14 protein-coding genes are annotated in these 19,305 nt (G+C 75.1%); 5 read left to right on the forward strand and 9 right to left on the reverse strand.

The genetic code is table 11. The annotated features are described in order from the left end of the window. Nucleotides 1-31: 31 nt before the first annotated feature. From QRN56_RS17060 to QRN56_RS17080, 5 genes are all read right to left on the reverse strand, one after another. Nucleotides 32-616, reverse strand: a complete 585-nt coding sequence (locus tag QRN56_RS17060; protein WP_285105221.1) for a 1-acyl-sn-glycerol-3-phosphate acyltransferase — start codon at nucleotides 614-616, stop codon at nucleotides 32-34. A gap of 115 nt (nucleotides 617-731) precedes the next feature. After that, nucleotides 732-1,988 carry an NAD(P)/FAD-dependent oxidoreductase gene (locus tag QRN56_RS17065; RefSeq protein WP_285105223.1) on the reverse strand — a complete coding sequence of 419 codons (1,257 nt, stop codon included), beginning with the start codon at nucleotides 1,986-1,988 and terminating at the stop codon, nucleotides 732-734. Nucleotides 1,989-2,039: 51 nt separating this feature from the next. Then, complete coding sequence (locus QRN56_RS17070; protein WP_285105225.1) at nucleotides 2,040-2,390, reverse strand: DUF1232 domain-containing protein; 351 nt, start codon at nucleotides 2,388-2,390, stop codon at nucleotides 2,040-2,042. An 80-nt stretch (nucleotides 2,391-2,470) separates the two neighbouring features. Continuing rightward, nucleotides 2,471-3,142 carry a YdcF family protein gene (locus QRN56_RS17075; RefSeq protein ID WP_285105227.1) on the reverse strand — a complete coding sequence of 224 codons (672 nt, stop codon included), beginning with the start codon at nucleotides 3,140-3,142 and terminating at the stop codon, nucleotides 2,471-2,473. A 201-nt stretch (nucleotides 3,143-3,343) separates the two neighbouring features. Further along, nucleotides 3,344-3,631 carry a helix-turn-helix domain-containing protein gene (locus QRN56_RS17080; protein ID WP_285105229.1) on the reverse strand — a complete coding sequence of 96 codons (288 nt, stop codon included), beginning with the start codon at nucleotides 3,629-3,631 and terminating at the stop codon, nucleotides 3,344-3,346. A gap of 206 nt (nucleotides 3,632-3,837) precedes the next feature. Here QRN56_RS17080 and QRN56_RS17085 point away from each other — a divergent pair, with 206 nt between their 5' ends. From QRN56_RS17085 to QRN56_RS17095, 3 genes are read left to right on the forward strand one after another with little or no spacing between them, the layout of a single operon-like run. Then, a complete protein-coding gene (locus QRN56_RS17085) occupies nucleotides 3,838-5,355 on the forward strand; it encodes a DUF3375 domain-containing protein (RefSeq protein WP_285105231.1) in 1,518 nt (505 codons plus the stop codon). Beyond that, complete coding sequence (locus tag QRN56_RS17090; RefSeq protein ID WP_285105232.1) at nucleotides 5,352-6,071, forward strand: DUF4194 domain-containing protein; 720 nt, start codon at nucleotides 5,352-5,354, stop codon at nucleotides 6,069-6,071. The genes QRN56_RS17085 and QRN56_RS17090 overlap by 4 nt, the downstream gene beginning before the upstream one ends. Beyond that, nucleotides 6,068-10,159, forward strand: coding sequence for an ATP-binding protein (locus QRN56_RS17095; RefSeq protein ID WP_285105234.1), 4,092 nt, complete (start codon nucleotides 6,068-6,070; stop codon nucleotides 10,157-10,159). Before QRN56_RS17090 ends, QRN56_RS17095 begins: the two co-directional genes overlap by 4 nt. A gap of 220 nt (nucleotides 10,160-10,379) precedes the next feature. Here QRN56_RS17095 and cofE read toward each other — a convergent pair whose 3' ends face one another. Further along, nucleotides 10,380-11,174 carry a coenzyme F420-0:L-glutamate ligase gene (gene cofE, locus QRN56_RS17100; protein ID WP_285105236.1) on the reverse strand — a complete coding sequence of 265 codons (795 nt, stop codon included), beginning with the start codon at nucleotides 11,172-11,174 and terminating at the stop codon, nucleotides 10,380-10,382. A gap of 107 nt (nucleotides 11,175-11,281) precedes the next feature. Here cofE and QRN56_RS17105 point away from each other — a divergent pair, with 107 nt between their 5' ends. Then, entirely contained in the window at nucleotides 11,282-12,853 is a 1,572-nt protein-coding gene (locus tag QRN56_RS17105) for a serine/threonine-protein kinase (RefSeq protein ID WP_285105238.1), read from the forward strand. 13 nt (nucleotides 12,854-12,866) lie between these two features. Here the strand turns inward: QRN56_RS17105 and QRN56_RS17110 are convergent, their stop codons facing one another. The 3 genes from QRN56_RS17110 to QRN56_RS17120 all read right to left on the reverse strand — a co-directional run bounded on the left by QRN56_RS17110 (nucleotide 12,867) and on the right by QRN56_RS17120 (nucleotide 15,557). Further along, on the reverse strand, nucleotides 12,867-13,859 hold the full coding sequence (locus tag QRN56_RS17110) for a TIGR03557 family F420-dependent LLM class oxidoreductase (RefSeq protein WP_285105240.1): 993 nt from the start codon (nucleotides 13,857-13,859) through the stop codon (nucleotides 12,867-12,869). Nucleotides 13,860-13,942: 83 nt separating this feature from the next. Continuing rightward, the gene (locus tag QRN56_RS17115) at nucleotides 13,943-14,818 is read right to left on the reverse strand and encodes a hypothetical protein (RefSeq protein WP_285105242.1); all 876 of its coding nucleotides are present in this window, start codon (nucleotides 14,816-14,818) and stop codon (nucleotides 13,943-13,945) included. A 10-nt stretch (nucleotides 14,819-14,828) separates the two neighbouring features. Next, nucleotides 14,829-15,557, reverse strand: coding sequence for a DUF6597 domain-containing transcriptional factor (locus QRN56_RS17120; RefSeq protein ID WP_285105243.1), 729 nt, complete (start codon nucleotides 15,555-15,557; stop codon nucleotides 14,829-14,831). Between the two features lie 125 nt (nucleotides 15,558-15,682). Between QRN56_RS17120 and QRN56_RS17125 the strand changes: the two genes are divergently transcribed. Beyond that, entirely contained in the window at nucleotides 15,683-19,303 is a 3,621-nt protein-coding gene (locus tag QRN56_RS17125) for an ATP-binding cassette domain-containing protein (protein WP_285105244.1), read from the forward strand. The last annotated feature ends 2 nt before the right edge of the window (nucleotides 19,304-19,305 follow it).

Consider the following 19,305-nt stretch of genomic DNA (forward strand, 5'->3'; position numbering starts at 1 on the left):
GCACAAAGCCGGCACTCAACGGGTCCGGGGGTCAGGCCGTGTCCTCCGAGCGGAGGCGGGGTTCCGTGCGGTTGGCGGGCTTGACGCCCGACTTGTCCTTGTAGAACGCGCGGATCACGTCCATGTCCGCGCTCACGTCGCCCGTCAGCTCGATGCTCGGCCCGAGGCCGGCGACCTTGGCGACGCTGTCGACGTAGCCGAGCGTGACCGGGAAGCCCGCCTTGAGCGCGATGCGGTAGAACCCCGACTTCCAGTAGCCCGACCCGGCGCCGCGCGTGCCCTCCGGCGTCACGACCAGGTGGAACTCCTCGCCCCGCCCGACGGCGGCCAGGATCTCGTCGACGATGCTGGCCGGGTCCTTGCGGTCGACGGGGATGCCGCCGAGCGACCGCATGATGCCGGCCATCGGCCCCTTGAACCAGGAGTCCTTGATGAGGAACCGGATCTTGAGGTCCATGTCGAACGCGATGGCCAGCATGAGGAAGAAGTCCGTGTTGGACGTGTGCGGCGCGCCGATGAAGACGGTCGGCCTGGTCGGGGCGGGTTCCGAACGCATCCGGTAGCCGGTGCCGGCCCAGATCAGTCGTGCAACGGCCCGGCGGATGGTGCGTGACATCGTCGTCCTCGAGTCAGGGTGGATCGGATGGAACCTCAGACGGCGCTGGGTCTCAGGGGTCTGAAGTCTGACAGACCTACCGCAAACCCAACGATCGCGACCGCCCGACCGTTCCTCACCGCCGCAGCAGCGGCCGCACGCTGTGCGCCGCCAGGCGCAGCAGGCCCCGGGACCCCGCCGACTGCTCGTCGAACAGCATGAGCGCCACGTGCGCCATGGCCTCGTCGGACGCCGCCACGGCGCGCGTCGCGATCCCCGCCCACGTCTTCGAGCGCATGAGCTGCTGCGCCAGGTAGCACTCGCGGTAGTGCCGCCCGAACCTGCGCCGGTGCGCCTGCTCGAACCCCGCCAGGGCACGCGGCAGGCCGGCCCCGGTCCATGCCACCCCGGAACGGTCCAGCCCGCCGAGGTGCTCCGCGAGCTGCACGCCCGCGGCCATCCCGTAGAAGATCCCCTCGCCGCTGAGCGGGTTGATCGTCGCGGCGGCGTCCCCGACCAGCACCGCGGCCCGCCCCCGAGCGGTCATCGGCGTGCGGGCGGCGGCGTGCGGGAGCTGGTGCGTGGCGACCCGCTCCAGCCCGGACACGGAGAATCCCCGCCGCTCCAGGTCCTCGACGTACAGGTCGAAGAGGTCGCGCAGCTTGCGGCCGTGGCGCGCGGTCTGTCGCTTGAGGTGGTTCACGGGGAGGCCGACGCCGATGTTCGCGCCGTCGTCGGGCAACGGGAAGACCCAGCCGTAGACCGGCAGGAGGGACTCCAGGAAGTCGAACCGGAGCGTGTCGCTCACGGGCTTGTCCGGGTGGGTGACCCGGCCGTAGGCGCGCATCGCGATGTGGGTGTGCCGCATCGACGGGCGCTCGACGCCCAGGGCGCGCCGCACCGTGGAGTAGGCCCCGTCCGCGCCGACGACCAGGTCGAACGTCTCCTCGGCGGTGGACAGGGTGACGCGCTCGCGCGTCCCGGCCGGCGTCATCCCCTCGACCGCGACGCCCTCGCGCACCTCGGCACCGGCGTCGCGCGCCGCGTTCAGCAGCAGGTCGTCCAGGACGAGCCGCGGTGTGACGTGTCCGGCGAGGTCCCTGCCCTCCATGAGCGGGCCGCGCGCGAGCGCCTCGACGCCGCCCGGGCCGCTGATCGCCACCGACATCGGCATGTGGAACGGCTCGAGCAGCTCCGTCAGGCCCAGCCCGTCCAGCACCCGGCGGGCGCCGGGACCCAGCCCGTCGCCGCAGGTCTTGTCGCGCGGGAACGTCGCCTTGTCGACCAGGGTGACGTGCGCGTCGGGCACCTCGCGGCGCAGCGCGATCGCGGTGGCGGCACCTGCGGGGCCGCCCCCGACGACGAGGACCTTGAGTGCGTGGTCGCCGGTCACGCCGTCGACACTAGACCCGCCCGTGCGCAGGGGCCAGAGCGGGCGAACCGGTCAGCGGTGCTGCTTGCGGTTCGGCGTCACGTCCTCGGCGGTCCCCGGCACGGTCTTGCCGTGAGGTGCAGGGCCCGGCGTCGTGCCGGCCTGCGCGGGACCGCCCGGCGTCGCGTCCCCGGTCGTGCCCGGCACCGTGCGGTGCTGGCGGAACCGCCGGATGGCCTTGTAGAGGGTGACGCCCGCGATGACGATCGCTATCGCGTCGTCGCCGAGGCCGAGCGGCCCCAGCACGCCCTCGGACAGGAGGTCGATCGGGCTGGCCACGTACCCGGCGCCCGCGACGAACGTGAGGATCTCCTGCCAGGTGAACTTCCTGGGATCCTTGCCCCGCTTGTTTTCCTCGCGCATCCTCGGAACGTAACGGAGAACCGGACGACTCGCCAGGGATGTCCCGGAAGCCCGGTTTGTGACATCGCCCTCGGCCGCGGTCACACGTCGATCGGACGGCGGTCCTCCACCAGCCGCGACGTGTACCCGGCTGCCACGAGCCGGTCGAAGGCGCCCATCACGTCGGCGGGCACGTCCTCCTCGTGGGAGATGAACCCGAGCTCGGCGTAGAGCGTGAGGCGCTGCGTCTCGCCCACGAGCATGTCGACGACCCGGTCGGCGTCGCCGATCGTGCGCACGTACGCGTCGAGCGACATCGGCCGGGACACGCACAGCACGTCGACGTCCGGCCAGACCATCTGGGCCGTCGCGAACGCGCGTCGCTGCTGGTAGGGGTGCGAGACGAGCAGCACGGAGGTCGGCTCGACCTGGTTCTCCGCGAGCAGCTTGCGGCTGTACTCCAGGTTCTCGCTCGTGTTGGTGGCGGCGGGCTCCACCAACATCGCCTCGGCAGGTACGCCCTCCGCGAGCGCGCGGTCGCGGTAGCCGAGCGCCTCGCCCTGAGGGAACGCGTCGACGGTGGTGGGCGCGTTCGCACCCGTGAAGACGATCTGCGGGAACAGGCCCGCGTGGTAGAGCTCGGCGGTGTAGACGGCCACGCCGAGGTCATGACCACCCAGTCCGATGCCGACGTCGACCGGCCGCGGCTCGTGCTGCAGGTCGTGGAACACCCACAGTGTCTCTACGTCCTCCCGCACTTCGGCGGGGATCATGACGTTCGGCATATGACGACCATATTGCTCGGAGGAATGAGGGGCACAACCTGAGTGAGAGTGCACGCCCGGTTTCCACTGGAATTGCGTGCAATGTCACATTCATCGGGAACGCACCGCCGACGTCGCCCCTCCGTGTCCCCGGGCCCCCCGCACCGACATCCCATACGGAGACAAGGTAGCGGAACGGATGAAACCGCCCTAGCGCGGGGGATCGTCGTCGTCCTCCCCCTCGCCGGCCGGCTCGGCGGCGACCGGCACCACGTCGTCCTCGAGCTTGCCCGAGAACAGGTCGAGGTACTGCAGGTGGAGGTGGTAGCCGGCCCCCAGCGCGATCCGCCGGATCATTCCGAGCGTCGGTTCGACCTGACCGGACTCGATACGACTGATCGTCGACGTGGGCACGCCCGCGAGCACCGCCAGGGAACTCATGCTGAGCTCTCGCTCGGCGCGGATCCGGGCGATGATCTGGGCTGCGTTCGTGAGCAAGGTGCCCTCCCGTCGACGCTCTGCCATCGAAACGTGCCATGACGCACGACAGGGCCTGCCGGAAAGTAGAGATCTGTTTTCCGGCAAGCCCTGTGAGACCTGACTCTATACGTCTATGGCCGTCGCGGCGCAGCGACGAAGCATGTGTCGCCATGTTTCCCCCGGGGGTGCCGCACCGACACGTTGGCCTACTACTCTCAGCCCCCATGGGTACTGCGAGCTCACCGGGCGACGCCGCGCCCCGGCCGGCCGCCGGGCACGGGGCAGGTCGCCGCGGCCAGGCGGCGCGCGCCGTGCGCGCCCTTCTCCAGGAGCACCCCGGGTGGGTGCTGCTGCGGTCGAGGAACGCCGCGGCCGCCGTCGTGCTGCTCGACCGCAACCTCGGGGCGTCCCGCCGCCGGCTGCCCGTGGAGCAGCTCGCCGACCGGATCGACGACGACGTGCCCGAGCTGCGCCGCGCCGGGTTCGAGCTGCCCTACTCGGGCTACTTCTACGTCTCCGAGTGGATCGACGAGGGCGTGCTGGTGCGCCGGCGCGCCGCCCCGCAGGCCGGGGGCGAGCCCGGCGCCGAGACGGTCGAGCTGTCGGACGGCGCCCTGCTCGCCATCCGCTTCGTCACCCGCCTGAGCAGGCCGCACCCCGCGGTGACGCCGTCGCGCCTCGGCGCGGTGCTCGACGGCCTGCACCGGCTGGCCGACGAGGCCGACCCCGACCCGGAGGCCCGGCTCGCCGCGCTCCTGGAGCAGCGTGCCGCCCTCGACGCCCGGATCGAGCGCGCCCGGCGCGGCGACTCCGAGGCCCTCCCGGCGGACGTCGCGGCCGAGCGGGCCCGCGAGATCCTGGCCCTGGCGGGCGACATCCCCGCGGACCTGGCCCGGGTGCGCACCGAGCTGGAGCGCACGGACCGCGAGCTGCGCCGCCGGCTCCTGGAGTCCGACGGCTCCCGCGACACCTTTCTCGACGACATCTACCGCGGCGTGGACCACCTCGCCGAGTCCGAGGCAGGCCGCGGCCTGGTCGGGTTCCGCGAGCTGCTGCGGCAGTCGGAGCACACCGCGCAGGACGACCTCGGCCGCGTGCTCGACTCCGTCCACCTGACGCCCGGTGAGGCCTCCGCGCTGCGTCGCCTGCTGCCCACCCTGCAGGACGCCGCCGACGAGCTCACCGACACCATGGGAGTGCTCCGCCGCGCGCTGCAGCGGACGGTGCGCTCCGGCGAGCTGCCCGCCGAGCGCGCGCTGCGGCGCCTGATCGGCGAGGCGCAGGACGCCGCCCTCGCCGCGGCGCCCGACGTCGCCCCCGGCACCGAGCTGCGCCTGACCCTGCCGCTGGGCGCCGTGGCGCCCCGGTCCGTGGGCGGCCTCGCACCGCACAACCCCGGTGGGGAGGACGCCGAGGCGCCGCCCGCCGCCCCGGCCCTGCCGCCGCGGCCGGTCTCGCTCACGGCGCTGCGTGCCATGGCCCGCGACTCGGAGATCGACGTGGACGAGCTGCGCGGGCACGTCAACGACGTGGTCGACCGGGCCGGCCGGGCCACCGTCGGCTCCGTGCTCGGCGCGCACCCCGCCACCCAGGGCGCCGCGAGCGTCGTCGGCCTGCTGACGCTCGCCGAGCAGCACGGCACCCCCACCGGCGACCGCGAGGACGTCAGCTGGCGGTCCTCGCGCGGCGTCGCGCGCCGGGCCGCACTACCCCAGCACCAGTTCGAGGAGCATGTCCCGTGACAGAACCCGGCGTACCCGGATCCGGCCCGGCGCGGCCCGACCCGGCAGACCTCCGCACCGCGCGCCCCGGGCGACCGGCCGGCACGTCGTCGGGTGGCGCCCCGACCTCTGGCGGCGTCGCTCCCGGAGCCGGCGGCGAGGCCGGGAGCCATCTGTGGCCCGGCGATCACGGCACGCTCCCCGCGCCTGCGCGCCTCGCGCTGGCGCGCCTCGTGCGCGGCCCCTACCTCGCGGCCGAGCCCGAGCCCGACACCTGGCGTGCGCTGCTGGCCCACGAGGACGTGGTCCGCGAGCGCCTCGCCGACCAGTACCTCGACCTGGTGGTCGACGCCGACGCGCAGGTCGCGTTCGTGCGGGACGTGCCGGCGGCCGACGCGCCGCAGGTGGTGCGCGAGGTGGCGCTGACGTTCCTGGACACGGCACTGCTGCTGCACCTGCGCGCGCTGCTGCTGGACTCGTCGGACGGACGGGTGGCGATCAGCCGCGACGAGGCGGCCGACCACCTCGCCGTGTACCGGCGGCGCGGCGGCGGTTCGCCGATGGACTTCAGCCGGCAGCTCGACGCGACGTGGGCCCGGCTGATCGAGTCCGGCATGCTGGAGCCGCTCAGCGGCGACCGGTGTGCGGTCTCCCCCGTGCTCCGGACCGTGTTCGGGGCGGACCAGGTCGCGGCGCTGAGCGCCGAGTACGTCCGGCTGGCGAAGGAGAGCGCATGAAGACCACGCACCCGTCCCCCACCGGGCAGTGGCGCCTGGCGCGCGTCGAGCTGGTCAACTGGGGCACGTTCTCGGGCCACCACGTGGTGCCCGTGCCGCGCGAGGGGTTCCTGCTCACGGGCCACTCCGGCTCGGGCAAGTCGTCGCTGGTCGACGCCGTCGCCGCGGTGCTGACCCCGCCCGAGCACCTGCGGTTCAACGTGGCCGCGGCCGGGACGGCCGCCACCGAGCGCGAGGCGGGCGACCGCGACGTCGTCTCGTACGTGCGCGGCGCGTGGCGGCACCGGACCGACGAGAGCACGGGCGAGGTGGTGGCCGACCACCTGCGCCAGGGCGCCACCTGGTCCGGTGTGCTGCTGCGGTACTCGAACGGCACCGACGCCGACGACGGCACCGTGACCCTCGTGCGCCTGTTCCACCTGACGCGGGGCTCGTCGACGCCGTCGCTGCTGCACGTCGTGGTGCCGGGCGAGGCGGGGCTGCTGGACTTCGAGCGGTACGTGCGCTCCGGGCCCGACGTCGCGGGCGTGACCGCCGCGTGGCCCACCGCGACGGTGAGCGAGCGGCACGCGCCGTTCGCCGCGGCCTTCACCCAGGCGCTGGGCATCGGCTCGGAGCAGGCGCTGGTGCTGCTGCACCGCACCCAGTCGGCGAAGAACCTGGGCAGCCTGGACGACCTGTTCCGCGGGCACATGCTGGACGAGCCCGGCACGTTCGAGCTGGCGGCCCAGGCCGTGAGCCAGTTCGCGGACGTGGCGCGCGCCTACGCCGACATCGAGACGTCCCGGCGGCAGATCGATCACCTGGGCCGGCTCTCGGCGCTGACCAGGACGTACGACGAGGGGTCGGCGGCGGGGGTGCGCGCGGCGACGCTGCGCGGCTCGCTGGAGACCTTCAAGGACGCGTGGAAGCTCGACCTCGCCCACGGTGCGCTCGCGGGCGCACGGGCGGCGGAGGAGCGGGCGCAGCACCACCGCAAGGCCGCGGACACCGAGGTCGACGTCGCCGCGAACACCCACCAGCAGGCCGTCAACGTGCTGGGCGCGCGTGGCGGGCAGGCCCTGGCCACGCAGGCCGACCGCCTGCAGCGGGCGGGCGAGATCGCCGCCCTGGTCCGCACGCGGCGCGGTGAGCTCGCGACCGACCTCGAGTCCGTGGGCATGAACATGCCCGAGACGTTCGCGGAGTTCGCGGCGCTCAAGGAGAAGGCCCGGTGGGAGCTCGGCGGCGCCAGGCCGCCGGCCACGGGCGCGGTGCCGACCCTGACGGGTGCGGTGCCCGCCGTGGCCGCCGCGTCGACCGGCCAGGTGGCGGCCGTCGCGACCGGCGCCGTCCCGGCGGTCACCACGGAGGCGCTGCCTGTCGTGGCGACAGGCGGCGTGCCGACGGGCGCGGTGGCCACGGTCGGCCGGTCCCGCGCGCCCGAGGCACTGGACGGCAACATCCGCGAGGCCCTGGCGGCGCGCTCCGCCGTCGGGCAGCGGCACGAGGCCGTCGCCACGCGGATCCAGGCCGTGCGGCAGACCCAGACGAACGTGCCGGCGGCGCTCGCCACGGCCCGCCGAGCGGTGGCCGAGGCCGCCGGGCTCGACGTCTCGGTGCTCCCGTTCGCGGCCGAGCTGCTGCGCGTGCGCGAGGACGACGCCGCCTGGCGCCCCGTGATCGAGGAGATCCTGCGCCCGCTGGCCACGCTCGTGCTGGTCTCCCCCGCGCACCGCGCCGCCGTCGCCCGCGCCGTCGAGGCCGGCCCCGGGCTGCGCTACCGCGTCGTGGGCGTGCGCAACGACGCGCCGCGGTCCACCGACGACTCGTCGCTGGTGCACAAGGTCGAGGTCAAGGACGGCCCGGCGTCGGGCTGGCTGCACCGGCGCCTGTCCGAGCAGTACGACTACCTGTGCGTCGACGAGCCCGCCGGGCTCGACCTGCACGACCGCGCCGTGACCCGCGAGGGCCTGATCAAGCACGGGCCGGAGGAGATCGAGCAGCCGGTGCTGCCCGGTGTCGAGGACTGGGCGCTCGGCTGGGACGCCGACGACCGGCTCGACCAGCTCCTGGAGCTCGCGCGCGAGACGCAGGCCCGCCTCGCCCGGGCCGACGAGGCCGTGGCCGACGCGGTCGCCGAGCAGCGCGAGGCCGTGCGCCGTCAGCTCACGCTGCGGCACGTGGCCCGCCGCGAGTGGCGCGAGGTGGACATCGAGACCGCCGAGGCCGACCTGACCGACGCCCAGGCGTCGTTCGACCGGCTGCTGGACGGCACGATGGACCTGCTGCAGGCGTCGCAGGACGTCGCGGCCGCCGAGACCCGGCTGGACCAGGCCCGCGCCGCCGCCGCCGAGGCCGCGGACGCGCTCGCCGAGGCCCGCGCGCACCGTCGCTCCCTGGAGCACGTGGTCGCCGAGCTCGGGGACGCGCCGACCAACGCGATCCCGCTCGCGCACCGCCAGGAGCTGGAGAAGCGCTACGCCGCCGTCCGGAAGACGGTGACGCACGAGGTGATCGACGACGTCTCGCTGACCGTGTCCCGCACGCTGGACGCGGAGCGCGAGGCCGGGCTGCGCACGTCCGGCGCGGCCGAGCGGGAGATCGTCGGGCTGCTGGCCGAGTTCCGGCGCCGTTGGCCCGCGATCACGCGCGACCTCACGGCGCAGGTGGGCGACCGGGCGCGGTACCTGGAGGTGCTGGAGCGCATCCGGACGTCGCGTCTGCCCGAGCAGGAGGCCCGGTTCTCGGACCTCCTGACCGACCAGGCCCGCCGCGCCCTGCGCAAGCTCGCCGCCGAGATCCGGCAGGCGCCGGCGACGATCCGCGAGCGGATCGTCGGGGTGAACACCTCCCTGCGCCGGTCCCCGTTCGACACCGACCGGTTCCTGGAGATCCGGGTCAAGGAGCGGCGGCCGGCGGCCGTCGAGGAGTTCCTGACCACGCTCGACACCCTCACCGGCGACACCGAGCCGGAGTACGAGGTGCTGGAGCGGCTGGTGCGCCGGCTCGGGTCCAGCGACCCCGCCGACCGCGCCTGGCGTGCCCTGTGCCTCGACACGCGGCGGCACGTGCACTTCACCGGCGTCGAGGTCACCGCGGGCGGCATCGCGCTGGCCGTGCACGACTCCTCCGCGGGCCTCTCCGGCGGTCAGCGGCAGAAGCTCGTGGTGTTCTGCCTGGCCGCGGCCCTGCGGTACCAGCTCGCCGGGGCGTCCGACTCGGCGACGCCCGCCTACGGCACGATCCTGCTCGACGAGGCCTTCGACAAGGCCGACACGGCGTTCACCCGCACCGCGATGGACACGTTCACCGCGTTCGGGTTCCACATGATCCTGGCCACGCCGCTCAAGCTGCTGCAGACCCTCGAGGACTACGTGGGCGGCATCGGCCTGGCGACCTGCCGGGAGATGCGGGAGTCGCGCGTGGACGTGGTCCTGCTGGAGACCCCGCTGCCCGACGTCGACCCGGTCGCCACCGCGACCCGGGGCGGGGCCGGCGGTGGGGCGGGTGCGGCCGGAGGTTCGGGTTCCGGCGGTTCGGGATCTGGCGGTTCGGGATCTGGCGGAGGTTCGGGTTCCGGCGGTTCGGGTGTCAGCGGTTCCGGTGGCGGGCCGACAACGGCGCCGCCGTCGCGTGGTGCTGGTGCCGGTGCCGGTGCTGGTGCCGCGGGGGCGGGTGCTCCGGCGTCGGGCACTCCTGCTGCGCAGGTCACGAATGGACCGGTGACCCCGTCGAGCGGGCCGACGCCGGGCCAGGGACAGCAGTCGACCGCGCAGCCGCCGTCGTCCGCCGGACCGGCTCAGACCGGCGCCGCTACCGCGACCACGGCCGCCACCCCGGCAGGCGACAACACGGCGACTCCGGCGCGCGGGCTCCCCGCGGTTCCGCCTCCCCCGCCCGGTCCGGCGCCGACGGGGCTCCAGCCACTGACGTCGGTCGCGCACCCGCCGGCCGCCCCGGCCGCGGCGGAGGCTCCCGCCGGGACGCCGTCGGACACGATCGACGACGGCGAGCCGGAACCGGACTGGTCCGCGACGGTGACCGCCGAGGAGTCCGACGCGGCCTCGCCCGTCGTCCGGATGACGTCGCGCCGGCCGTCGCTGTAGCGGGGCCGGACCACGCCCCTGACTCGGCGCCCGGCATCAGGCGAGTCAGCGGGGTGGTCCGACCAGCCTGCTGACTCGGCACCCGGCATCGGGCGAGTCAGCGGGGTGGTCCGACCAGCCTGCTGACTCGGCACCCGGTATCAGGCGAGTCAGCGGGGTGGTCCGACCAGCCTGCTGACTCGGCGCCCGGCGTGGCGCGAGTCAGCGGGGTGGTGCGCCGTCAGCCAGCGTCGCCGTCGGCGTCCGCCCGGCCGTCAGCCAGGCCGCGGGCGTAGGCCTCCGCCGAACCCTCGCGGAACAGGTCGTCCGCGCTGGCCCGCACCAGCGCGCGGGCGCCGGGTCCGTCCTCGGCGGTGACGTGCCGGCCCATGCCGCGCACGACGGCGACGGCTCGGCCCGCGGACTTGCCGCGCACCAGCTCGGACGCCGCGGCGATCTCGTCGACGACGGCGGTGACCGTCACGTTGAGCGGCCGCCCGTGCGTGTCGGTGCTGCCCCGCAGGTCGTCGGTCGGGCTGATGCCGGCGCAGCCGATCGCGATGTCGACCAGCGCGTCGCGCCAGGGCCGGCCGGCCGTGTCGGTGACGACCACGCCGATCCGCTCCAGGCCCAGCCGCTGGGTCAGCGCCGACCGGACGGTGCGGGCCGAGGCGTCGGGGTCCACGGGGAGCAGCAGCACGGTGCCCTCCGGGGTGTTGCTCGCGTCCACGCCGGCCGCGGCCATCACGAGGCCGAGCTTGTTCTCGACGATCCGCAGCGGTGGCAGCCCCGGCCGGGCGCGCTGGGCGACCACGCGGACGGTCTCGTCCGTGATCGCCTGCTCACGGTCGTCGGCGGCCACGACCCGGCCCTCCGCCTTGGACACGATCTTCGAGGTCACGACGACGACGTCGCCGTCACGCGGCCGGTCCTGCTCCTCCAGGCCCGCCAGGAGGTCGGCGATCAGCTCGCCGAGGTCGTCGCCGGGGGTGATCTCGGGCAGCCCGTCGGGGGCCCAGACGCTGAGTCGTTCCACGGGACCATCCTCACATCGACCAGCGGGCGGCCGTGCCGGCGCGATACCCTGCCAGGCGTTCGTCACAATTGTCTGTTTGATACCGCGATCGATGGGGGAAACGTCCGGTGTTGCACGACCCGCCCGCACGAAGGACGGCGCCCGTACCGGAACCGGCAGCCCTGCGCCCCGGCGAACCACGCGCGATCGGACCGTTCCGGATCCGCAGCCGGCTCGGCAGCGGCGGCATGGGAGACGTCTACCTCGGGACCACGCGCCGGGGACAGCAGGTCGCGATCAAGCTGATCCGCGGGGCACAGCTCGACGACGACGAGTTCCGCACCCGGTTCCGGCGCGAGGCGCGTGCCGCGGCCAGGGTGCGCAGCCGGTTCATCGCGAACCTGGTCGACGCCGACGCCGACGCGGACCTGCCCTGGCTGGCGACCGAGTACGTGGCCGGGCCCACCCTCTCGCAGGAGCTGGCGGCCAACGGGCCGCTGGCCGAGGCGGACGTGCTGAACCTGGTGACGGGTGTCGCCGAGGCGCTGTACGAGATCCACCGCGCCGGCCTGGTGCACCGCGACGTCAAGCCGGCCAACGTGATCCTCGGGCCGGACGGGCCGCGCCTGATCGATCTGGGCGTGGTCGCGGCGATCGACGCGACGCGGCTGACCCTGACCGGGCAGCCCGTCGGCACGCCGATGTACATGGCGCCGGAGCAGGCGACCGGCAGCCGCGCGACGTCGGCCGCCGACGTCTGGGCCCTGGGGGCCCTGGCCTACTACGCCGCCACGGGCAACCACCTGTTCGAGGGCGACCACCCCGCCGTCGTCCTGTACCGGGTGTCGGCGGAGGACCCGTCCTACGCCGACAGCCCCGCGTACCTGCGCCCCTTCCTCGACGCCCTGCTGGTCAAGGACCCGGAGCTCCGGCCGTCCCTCGACGCGATCCTGCGGTCGCTCGGCGTGCCGCAGCCCGGCGGTGCCGCGCCGACCCTCGTCACCCCGGCGAGCGGCCCGGTCGCGTCCGCCTCGGGCCGGGCGGCGAGCGTCGCGCCGGGGGCGGACCGGACGGATCGCGCCGACCGCTCCCCGCGGCGGACCCGCGGGCGGCTCCTGCTCACGGTGGGCTCCGTGACGGCGGGGGTGCTGGTGCTGGGCGGCGCCACGCTCGGCCTCTGGAACTCGCTCACGGGCGACGACACGGAACGCAGCGACCTGGGTCAGAGCGAGACGGCCGACCCGCCGCAGGATCCCGTGACTCAGTCGCCGGGCGGCAGCACCGGCCCCGGGGCGGGCACACCGGGCACGGACGTCCCGGCCGGGGACGGGAGCGCGGGCGCCCCGTGGGCGCAGGGCACCGCGCAGGTCCTCGCCGACGGCTCGTGCTGGACCGTCAGCGTCGACCGGGTCGAGGGGCATCAGGTCACCCTGACGTTCTCGTGCGACGGGGTGGGCACCAGCGAGTACCGCCACCCGACGCCGAGCAGCTGGCTCCGGGTCTACGCCGTGGGGGTCGACGGCACCGTCCGCCGCGCCACCGCCGCGGACGCCGCCGCGCAGGACACCTTCTGGGCGCACGGCAACCTCGCGGACACGGGCGACGTGACCGCCACCGTCAGCCTGCCCGACGTCGGGCCCCTCGCCTCGGTGGCCGTGCAGAACAAGGACAGCGAGGGCTGGTACTGGGCCGCACGGTGACGCGTGCGCGCCGTCACCGCACCAGCTTGGGCAGCACCTCGCGCCCGAACGTCTCGATCCACTCACGCTGGTTGCGGCCCGCGTTGTGGAGGTAGATGCGGTCGAACCCGAGGTCGACGTACCGCTGGATCGACGCGCGGTGCTCGTCCGGGTCGGCGGAGACCAGCAGGCGCCCCTCGAAGTCCTCGGGCCGGACCATCCGGGCGAGCTGGGCGAAGTCGTGCGGCGAGCGGATGTCGGACCGCGGGAACCGCATGCCGCCGACCGGCCACTCGGTCAGGGCGTTGGCGACCGCCTCGTCGTGGGTGGGTGCCCAGGAGAGATGGAGCTGGAGCGCCTTGGGCATCCGCGCCGGGTCGCGGCCGGACTCGCGGGCGCCGTCCGCGAACCGGGTCAGCAGGGACGCCATCCGGTCCAGGGGTGCGGCCTGCGTGATCAGCCCGTCCGCCGTCCGCCCGGCGCGGCGCGCCGTGACCGGGCCCGCCGTGGCGACCAGGATCTCGGGGGCGGCGTCCGGCATGGTCCACAGCCGGGTCGACTCCAGCTTGAAGTAGGTGCCCGCGTGCTTGACGTCGCGCCCCGCGAGGGACCCGGCGAAGAGCTTCCGGATGATCTCGACGGCCTCGAACATGCGGTTGATCCGCTCGGCGGCCTCGGGCCAGTAGCCGCCCACCACGTGCTCGTTGAGCGCCTCCCCCGAGCCGACGCCGAGCCAGTGCCGGCCGGGGTTCATCGCCGCGAGGGTCGCCGACGCCTGGGCCACCACCGCGGGGTGCCACCGGAAGGTCGGCGCGGTCACCGGCCCGAGGTCGCCCGTGGTGTGCTCCGCGGCGGCCGCGAGCACGTTCCAGACGAAGCCCGCCTGGCCCTGCTGCGGGGTCCAGGGCTGGAAGTGGTCGGCGGCCATGACGCCGGAGAAGCCGTGCGCCTCGGCGAGCGCCGCCAGCTCCACCGCCTCGCGGGGCGCGAACTGTTCGAGCATCGCGGCATAGCCGATGGTCACCACGCGGGACAGCCTACGGCCCCCGCTCCCGGATGTGTCAGACGCCCAGATCCCCCGGGTGACCTGAGCGCCTGACACATCCGGGTTCAGATGCGGCCGTGCGCCCGGAGCGCCTTGAGCGCGCCCAGCGTGGCGAGACCGCGCGCGTCCACGGTCTGGCCCGGCGACCAGTGCAGGTAGTCGAAGTCCCAGCCGCCGTCGTCGAGCTGCTCCCGCTCCAGCCGGTCGAGCTCGTCCGCGATCAGTCGCTCGGGGAACAGCGCCCGGCTGGGCGCACCGGGCCGCGGGGACAGCAGCAGGGGCCGCAGCTTCTCGTCGTCCTCCCCGCCCGAGACGGAGATGGTCCCGTCCTCGCGCAGGGCGGGCCGCAGGCGCTCGACGGCGGTCGCGACCCGGCCCGGCTCGGGCACGGCGTCGAGGAAGTGGATCGCGAACATCACCGTGTACCCGTCCACGGAGTGCTCCCCGTCGAGCTGCTTCCAGCACCAGGCGGTCGCGGCGTCGAGCCAGGGGTGGTCCAGGCCGAGCTCCCAGAGGTGGCCGGCGATCGCGTAGGTGAGGAAACCGTCGTCGTTCGGCGCCATCCACGGGGCGGCCGGGTAGCCGGCGGCGGTGGGCAGCACGTGCGGTACGCGGCCGTCGGGCAGCGCGACGCCGCCGAGCCAGTCGGCGGTCTCGCGGGCCAGCGTCGTGACCTCGGGGTCGGCGGCCGTGCCCAGCTCGGCCAGCACCTCGAGCGCGGACAGCGCGCCCGAGACCTGGCTGTCCGGCCCGCGCAGGTCGGGTTCCAGGGCGTGGCCCCAGCCGCCGTCGTCGTTCCGGTACGGGCGGAGGGCGTCCAGGACCCGGGCGGGCGGGGCGCCGTCGAGCCGCACCGCGAGGCGGTGCCGTTCCAGCAGGCGGGCGTCGTCGTAGACGAACCGGCGGGCGGCTTCGAGGTCGATGCTCGTCGATGTGCTCATGGCACCGACGCTAGGCGGCGGTCAGGGTCGCGTCTTCCAGAAATCGGACAGGTGTGAGACCGGTGAGGCGACGCACCTCGTCGGACATGTGGGCCTGGCTCGCGTACCCGGCCGCGGCGGCACGCTCCGCGAGGGACGCCGGAGCACCGCCCGAGAGGGCGATCAGCCGCCGCAGCCGGGCCACCCGCCCGAGCATCTTGGGCCCGTAGCCGACGGCGTCCACCGTGCGCCGGTGCAGGTGTCGCTCGCTGACGCCGAGCTCCTGCGCGACGCCGGAGATGCGCGACCCCGGCGCGCCGAGCCGCCGCGCGGCGGCCGCGACGAGCCCGTCCCGCTCCGCCTTGCGCCGCAGCACGGTGCGCGCGAGCAGGTCGAGACGCCCGGCCGGGTCCGCCGCATCGAGCGCGTCGGCGAGCGCCGGGCCGACGTCGGGCCACACCTCCACGAGCGGAACCCGCTGGTCGCGTACCTCGGACGCCGGGATGCCCAGGACCGCGCCGGCCGCGCCGGGCCGGAGCCGGATGCCGCTGGTACGCGACGTCGGGGCCGCGCCGGAGCCGGAGACGACCGGGCCGGTGTCGGCGCCGACGATCACGAGCTCGCCGTCGATCCGCACGAGGTCCACGCAACCGTCCGGGATGATCCGCTGCTCGTGGCCCGGCGGGGCGTCGTGCTCCCACAGGCAGGCCACCACCGGCAGCAGGCCGGCCGGCGGTGCGAGCTCACGGTACGGGGTCACGGCGTCCACGCTACGCGCCGTCTCCGACACTCCCCCGTGTCAGACCCACAGGTCACCCGAGGGACCTGTGGGTCTGACGGGTCGGGGCTCGGTCGAGTGTCAGTGACCGGTGGCAGAGTCGTGTCGTGCCCCTCGTACCGGCTCGGCCGAGCCGCAGGATCCGCCTGCCCCGCGATCAGCGCCACAGCCCGTGGCGCCGACGCGCGCTGCGGGTCGGCGTCGTGGCGGTCCCGGCCGCGCTGCTGGCGGCCGGGGCGTCGTCGTACGCGGCGGTGGTGACCGGCCGGATGGCCGCGGACCCGGCGCGGGACACCCTGGTCCTGCTCGCGGTCGTGAGCACGGCGGTCGTCGTGTTCGACGCCGTGACGTGGCTGGTGGTGCAGCGGGGCGTGGCGCGCGCGGAGGCGACCCTCCGGTCCGAGCTGGCGGCGGCCGCCCTGGGCCAGCCCCTGCCGGAGCTGGAGGAGCAGGCCGTGGGCGAGCTCCTGGACCGGGTCAACGGCGATCCCGAACGGCTCACCCGCGCGATCAGCGGCATCGGCATCACGCTCGGCCAGGCCGCGATCAGCCTCGTGGTGGGGTGGGTGGCCGCCGGTCTCGTGTGGTGGCCCGCCTGGGTGGCGTTCCCGCTGGTCGCCGCGGCGGTGCTGGTGTTCGCGCGCCGGTCGGCGCGGCCGCTGCGCGACCTGAGCAGGCGCAGCTCCGAGGCCGGCTCGGAGCACATGGCGCAGTTCGAGGAGGCCGTGGCGGCCCGGGACGACCTGCGCACCGCGCAGGGGCAGCGGTACGTGCTGCGCCGGTACGCCGAGCTGGCGGCGCGCCAGATCCGGCTGCGGGAGGACTGGTCGGTCGCGTTCTCGCGGGTGCGGCTGCGCACGGAGCTGCCGCTGGACGCCCTGGTGGGCGCGGTGCTCGTGGGCGGGGTGTGGGCGGTGAGCGGCGGCGCGCTCGACGTCGCCCGGCTGGTCACGCTGTGGCTGCTGGTGACGGGGTTCGTGGGCCGGGTCGACGTGCTGGGCCGGCTGCTGCCCCGGGTCGAGGAGGCGATCGGCACGTTCCAGCGGGTGCGCGACCTGCTCGACACGCCTCAGGAGCCCGCCGGGGGCGCGCCGTTCCCCGGCAGCCCGGGCGGGGTCGAGGTGGAGCTGCGCGACCTGACCTTCGCGTACGGCGACGGCTTCGCACTGGGGCCCCTGTCCCTGACCGTCCCGGCGGGCACCACCTGCGCGCTCGTGGGGCGCACGGGGTCCGGCAAGACCACGGTGACCAAGATGCTGTCGCGCGCGGTCGAGCCACCCGCGGGGAGCGTGTTCCTGGACGGCCGGGACGTCACGAGCCTGGACGTGCACGGGTTGCGCACGCGGGTCGGCGTCGTCGGACAGCGCACCGAGATCCTGGCCGCGACGCTCGCCGACAACATCACGCTCTGGGCTCCGGTCCCGGCCGCCCGCGTGGAGCAGGCCGTGGACGCGCTCGGCCTGCGGGCCTGGGTCGCCTCGCTGCCCGACGGGCTGGACACCCGCCTGGGAGCCGACGGCGTGACCCTGTCCGCGGGCGAGGAGCAGCTCGTCGCCTTCGCGCGGCTCCTGGTGCGCGACGTCGACGTCGTGGTGCTCGACGAGGCCACCGCGCGCATGGACCCCGCCACGGCGGAGCGGGTCACCCTGGCCGCGCGGACGCTCCTGGCGGGGCGGACGGCGATCGTCGTCGCCCACCGGCTGCCCACCGCACGGCATGCCGACACTGTGGCCGTGCTCGACGGCGGCCGCCTCGTGGAGCACGGGCCCTGGGACCGGCTGGCGGCGGCGGACGGCCACTTCGCCCGGCTGGTCGCGGCGGCGGGGCTCGCGGACGGCGAGGGAGCGCCCGAGCCCGTCGTGCCGACGGGTCTGGCCCCCGACCTGGTCCCAGCCGGCGGGGACGGGACCGGTGACGTCGCCGCCAGGACGGCGGGCGCCTCCGGTCCGCACACGGCTGCGTCGCATCCCGCCGGATCGGTTCCCGCCGGGTCTCCGCCCACCGTGCATCATCCCGCCGAGCCGCGCCCGGCCACGCCGCGGCCGTCGATGGTGCGAGCGGTCTGGAGCACGCTGCGCGCCCGGCCGTCGTGGCTGCTGCTCCCGGCGGTCGTGTTCGAGGTGACGGACTACCTCACCTCGACCGGGCTCGTCGTCGGCTGGCTGTGGGCGTCGGCCGTGGTGGGTCTGGAGCAGGGGTCGGCGCCCTGGCTGCTGGTTGGCGCGATACTCGTGGCCGTCGTGGCCAACACGCTGCTGCCGCTCACCGTCCGGCTGTCGAGCACCCGCTGGTGGGTCGACTCCCGACTGCGGCTGCACCTCTCCCTGCTGCGCGGCCAGACGGCGCAGCGGCGCACGGTGCGCGACGCCCCGGGCGAGATCGCGGCGCGGGCGCAGGAGGACTACCGGCTCACGGGCCACAGCCAGGCCTGGCGCGAGCTCCTGACGGCGCCGATCACCCTCGCCCTGCTCGTCGTGCTGAGCGACAGCCTGCTGGCCGGCGCGATCGGCCTGGCCATGGCCGCGGTGATGTTCGCGGCGCAGGTGCTGGGCAGCCGGTCGGTCGCCGTGGCGGCGCGGCGGGCGGGCGACGCCGCCGCGGAGCTGGGCCGGCTGCTCGGCTCGGCCCTCGACTCCGTGCGGACCGTCAAGCTCGCCTCGGCCACCGGGGGTGTGCTCGCGCAGGTCGCCCGGGTCGACGGCCGACGGGTGCACGCGTCCCTGGTGGAGGAGCGGACCAACTTCCTGGTCGGCCTGGCGCCGTCGGTGCTGAGCCGCGTCGCGACGGTGCTCGCCTGGACGCTGCACCTGGCCGGCACGTGGTCGCTGGGCACGACGCTCCTGGTCAGCACGTCGATCGGCACGTTCAGCTGGATCGGGTACAGCCTGGGTGCCCTCGTCACCAGCGCCGCGTCCGCCCGCCGCTGGGTCGAGGTCACCTCCCGGTACGCCGGCACCGAACGGCTCGCCGACGTGCCCGACGACGTCGACCTGTTCGCGGGCACCGCGATCCCGGCCGGGCCCGGGCCCCTCGCGGCGCCGAGTCGCCTGCGCGAGCTGCGCCTCGACGGCGTCACCGCGACGCACGACGACGGCACGGTCGGCGTCTCCGGCGTCGACCTCACCGTCCGGCGCGGCGACCTGGTGCTCGTGGTGGGCCGGGTCGGCTCCGGCAAGTCGTCCCTGCTCGGCGCACTGTCGGGACTGGTCGACGTCGGCGGGCGGCTGTCCTGGAACGGCGCCGCCGTCACCGATCCCCAGACCTTCCTGCGCCCGCCCCGCGTCGCGCACGTGGCCCAGGTGCCGCACGTCGTCTCCGGGACCGTCGCGGACAACGTGCGGCTCGACCACGAACGCCCGGTCGACGGTCCCGTCCGGTCCGCGGGCCTCGACCGGGACGTCGCCGAGGCGGGCGGCACCGGCACGATCGTCGGGCACCGCGGTCTGCGGCTCTCGGGCGGCCAGGTCCAGCGGCTCGGCCTGGCGCGAGCCCTGGCCACGGGCTCCGACCTGCTGCTCGTGGACGACGTCTCCTCCGCACTCGACGCCGTCACCGAGGCCGAGGTGTGGACCGGCCTGCGCGCCGCGGGCACCACGGTGCTGGGCACCACGTCGCGCGCCGCGACCCTCGCCGTCGCCGACCGCGTGGTGGTGCTCGACGGCGGGCGCATGGCCGCCGTCGGACGCTGGCGCGACCTGGCGCCGCGCTGGTCCCACCTCGCAGGCTGACC

It is taken from the genome of Promicromonospora sp. MEB111 (assembly GCF_030209445.1).
Taxonomy (GTDB): Bacteria; Actinomycetota; Actinomycetes; order Actinomycetales; family Cellulomonadaceae; genus Promicromonospora.

Excerpts from the sequence above, each read along its gene's own strand:
- QRN56_RS17060 (WP_285105221.1), bottom strand. The coding sequence starts at position 616 with ATGTCACGCACCATCCGCCGGGCCGTTGCACGACTGATCTGGGCCGGC.
- QRN56_RS17095 (WP_285105234.1), top strand. The coding sequence starts at position 6,068 with ATGAAGACCACGCACCCGTCCCCCACCGGGCAGTGGCGCCTGGCGCGC.
- QRN56_RS17075 (WP_285105227.1), bottom strand. The coding sequence starts at position 3,142 with ATGATCCCCGCCGAAGTGCGGGAGGACGTAGAGACACTGTGGGTGTTC.
- QRN56_RS17085 (WP_285105231.1), top strand. The coding sequence starts at position 3,838 with ATGGGTACTGCGAGCTCACCGGGCGACGCCGCGCCCCGGCCGGCCGCC.
- QRN56_RS17070 (WP_285105225.1), bottom strand. The coding sequence starts at position 2,390 with ATGCGCGAGGAAAACAAGCGGGGCAAGGATCCCAGGAAGTTCACCTGG.
- QRN56_RS17115 (WP_285105242.1), bottom strand. The coding sequence starts at position 14,818 with ATGAGCACATCGACGAGCATCGACCTCGAAGCCGCCCGCCGGTTCGTC.